The 3,014-nt window shown below is 71.1% G+C and carries 3 protein-coding genes; all 3 read right to left on the bottom strand.

Annotated features, from left to right (window positions below; genetic code table 11):
• On the bottom strand, nt 1–302 hold a 302-nt coding region (locus G6022_RS07310; RefSeq protein WP_182691275.1), incomplete at its 3' end, for an alpha/beta fold hydrolase.
• A 64-nt stretch (nt 303–366) separates the two neighbouring features.
• Nucleotides 367–1,035, bottom strand: a complete 669-nt coding sequence (locus tag G6022_RS07305) for a hypothetical protein (protein WP_187701062.1) — start codon at nt 1,033–1,035, stop codon at nt 367–369.
• Nucleotides 1,036–1,061: 26 nt separating this feature from the next.
• A partial coding sequence (locus G6022_RS07300; protein ID WP_241731102.1) for a helix-turn-helix transcriptional regulator occupies nt 1,062–3,014 on the bottom strand: 1,953 nt, incomplete at its 5' end.

Below are 3,014 nucleotides of genomic sequence, written 5' to 3'. Positions count from 1 at the left end.
GCGCGCGCCGCGGCTGCGTCCGGGTCCTCGGCCCCCACGGGCGCGGTGACCAGCACGAGGCCGGCCAGCAGGGACGGGTGCCGCTCGGCGAGGTGCATGGCCACCACGCCGCCGAGGGAATGTCCGACGACGACGCTGCCGGTAGCGATCTGTCGGGCGGTCTCGTCGACGAGCGCGTCGAGGTCGGGCTCGGCCGGCAGATCGAGGGCCGTGGTGTTCCAACTCTCCGGCAGGGCGCGCAGGGTCGGGTACCACGTCTGCGCGTCGCCGTGGAGGCCGGGGAGAAAGACAAGACTCGTCATGTCGCGACCCTACGCGCGACGGCCGCGAGCGACGCGGTGTCTGTGAAGGGCCGCATCGGCTGGCTCACACGATCCTCAACTCGGCATGGGATTGCGAGAGCTCATAGGTCTTGACCAGCCAGAACGCAGCAAACGCGTACAGCGCCGCCGCCTCTCCGGCGAACAGGGCCACGGACGGCCCCATCACCCAGGCGACGAGAACCGCCGCGGCCGGGAACGCCACGACCAGTACGGCCAGGACCCGGTAGACCGCGCGATACCTGCGCCGCTGGTCCGGATCCGAAAGGGATCCGAGGGTCTCCTGCCCGTAGAAGAAGATCGACAGCGCGGCCAGGACGAAGAACCCCACCGCGGCCACCGCGTGAACGGCACCCGCCACGGTGAGCCCGGGCAGAGACGAGTCTCCCGTCGGGACCAGCGCCACCACGATGGACAGGACGCCGGCTCCGTTGAGCAGCGCGTTCTCTCCACGGGTGTAACCGCGGTAGGCCACCAGCGCGACGCCGATCGCCACCAGTATCCCCACGAAGAGACTCCGGGCCGGCGAGTAGTAGAAGGCGCTGAGTGAGCCCATCATCGACACGCCGGAGTCGAGGGCCACCCACAGGAGGAGGGTTGCCGGGAGGATGAGCGCACCGGCCGCGATGACCATCCGGAGCACGAAATAGGTCTCCACGATGTAGGCCGCGGGCGCCTCGCAGAAGGTGGCCGGATTCCTCCGTGACTGACGCATGCTCACACCTCGACTCTGTCGCCCGTTCACCCTCGCAGTCGGGTGCCGGTCTTGGTGTAGATCCGGTTGAGGTGACCCTCCACGGTCCGCTTGGACAGGTGGAGTTCGTCCGCGATCTCGGCGTTGGTCAACCCCTGCCCCACCAACTCGGCGACCTGGGACTCGCGGCGGGTCAGCGTGACCCCGGACGGGACCAAGCGAGCAGGACCTCCCAGTCCGGTGAGGCCGGCCAGCGACCCGCTGATCTCGGTGGTCGCGAGCATCCGCTCGGCCAAGGTGTGGTGCTGCGATCCCGGGGTGGCGAGGGTGCGGGCGCGATCTGCGGCCGCTGCGGCCACCATGAGCAGACCGTGTCCACGGGCTCGCTGAGCCGCATCGATCAATCGCCGGGGGTTGTCGGCCAGGTTGGCAGCGGCCAGGTCGCGCACCAGCACCGGCACATCCCCACTGACCTCCAGCTCGGCCACTATCCGGCAGCTCTCCGGATCGGCCATCAACACCCCGGCCAGGGCGGCGCGCACAGCGGAGCCGAGCAGTCCGTCGTCGACGAGGGAGCGGACGATGCCGAGCGCCTCCTCGCTCCGACCGAGGCAGAAGAGCACCCCCGCTTCGGCTCCGCGGATCTCCGGCCCGACCGGCGAGTTGGCATACCCGTGGACGGCGCGTAGGCGCCGCAGCTGCTCTTGCGCGATCGCGGTCTGCCCGGACAGGGCCGAGACCAGCGCGTACAGAGAGATGGCACGCGGGAGAAAGTCCTCGGGGCCGTCCACCGCGATGGTGTCGAGTGCATCGGACGCGGCGCTCACGGCCGACGGCAGGTCGCCGGCGGCCAGGGCGATCTCCGCGTCGGCGACCCGGCGCATGCCGTGGTCCAGGCGCACGGAGTCGTCCTGCTCGACCGCCACGAACGGCGCGAGTTCCGCGAACAGCGCGTTGACGCCGAAACCGTGCAGGACCACGTACAGCAGCGCCGCGAGGTACTCCTCCGACGCCCACGCGTGGTGGTCCACCGTGCGCGACTGGCGGGCCAGCCGCCGCAGGACGGCCAACGCGGCGTCTGACTGCCCGAGCGCGTCCAGCGCCAGGGCGTGGATCGCCTCGAGACGCCGCTCCCACTCGGCTGACAGGGACGCGGGGTGCGGTAGTCCGGGATGCAAAGGTGCGGGATGACCAGGGGCGGCGTCAACCTGTGGCGCGCCGAGTTCGGCGTGTGCCCGGGCCGCCTCGCGGTACCGCCCCGCGTAGGACAGGTGCACCACGGTCAGCGCGTCCAGCACCGAGTGAGCGGGGTGGCCCGGCGTCAGGAATCCGCGGGCCGCCTCGATCAACGGCAGCGAGTTCTCCGGACCCCGGTCGCGGTAGTGCGCGAGGTCCGCCCGGGCCGTCACGTTCTCGATCAGCACTCTGGTGAAGTCGGGCCCACCCGGCTCGTCGTCGTCACCACGCGGTCCGGCCACTGCCCGTAGACATTCCAGCGACCGCTCTAACATTCCGGCCGCCTCCTGCACCCTGTCCAGCAGCCGCAGGCACGAGCCCGCGTTCAGGGCGAGCTCGGCCTGCTGCAGCGGCGTCATTCCCAGGCCCGCACGCTGAGCGGCCTCGGACAACTCGACGCCGGTGCGGTAGTCGTGGCCGTCGAGCGCGGCGCGGGTCGCCGCCACGACGGCGGGGCCGTCCACGCGTCCGGCATGCATGGCGGGCTCCTGGAACAGCGCCCACAACACGATGGTCGGGTCCGGCTGGACGATCCCCGGAAGAGCGAGCACGGCGTCGTAGGCCTCACGGCGTCGACGGTGATCCGCGCCGGCCCGCAACGCGGAGGCCAGAACGGGCGGTTGCACGAAGATCATCTGTGCGCCGTCGTGCTGGGCCTCCGCGACGAGCGCCCGTGCCACCAGGTCGCTCACCACGTCGCACCCGTGGAGTCGCTCGAGGTCCTGGATCCTGATGCGGCGGGCGAGCGCGACGGTGGTCAGGGC

Origin of the sequence: Dietzia sp. Cai40, assembly GCF_014145165.1 — a bacterium.
Lineage (GTDB): Bacteria > Actinomycetota > Actinomycetes > Mycobacteriales > Mycobacteriaceae > Dietzia > Dietzia natronolimnaea.
This window is presented reverse-complemented; position numbering and strand designations above follow the sequence as displayed.

Coding starts and splice junctions, on each gene's coding strand:
- G6022_RS07305 (WP_187701062.1), bottom strand. CDS start 1,035: ATGCGTCAGTCACGGAGGAATCCGGCCACCTTCTGCGAGGCGCCCGCG.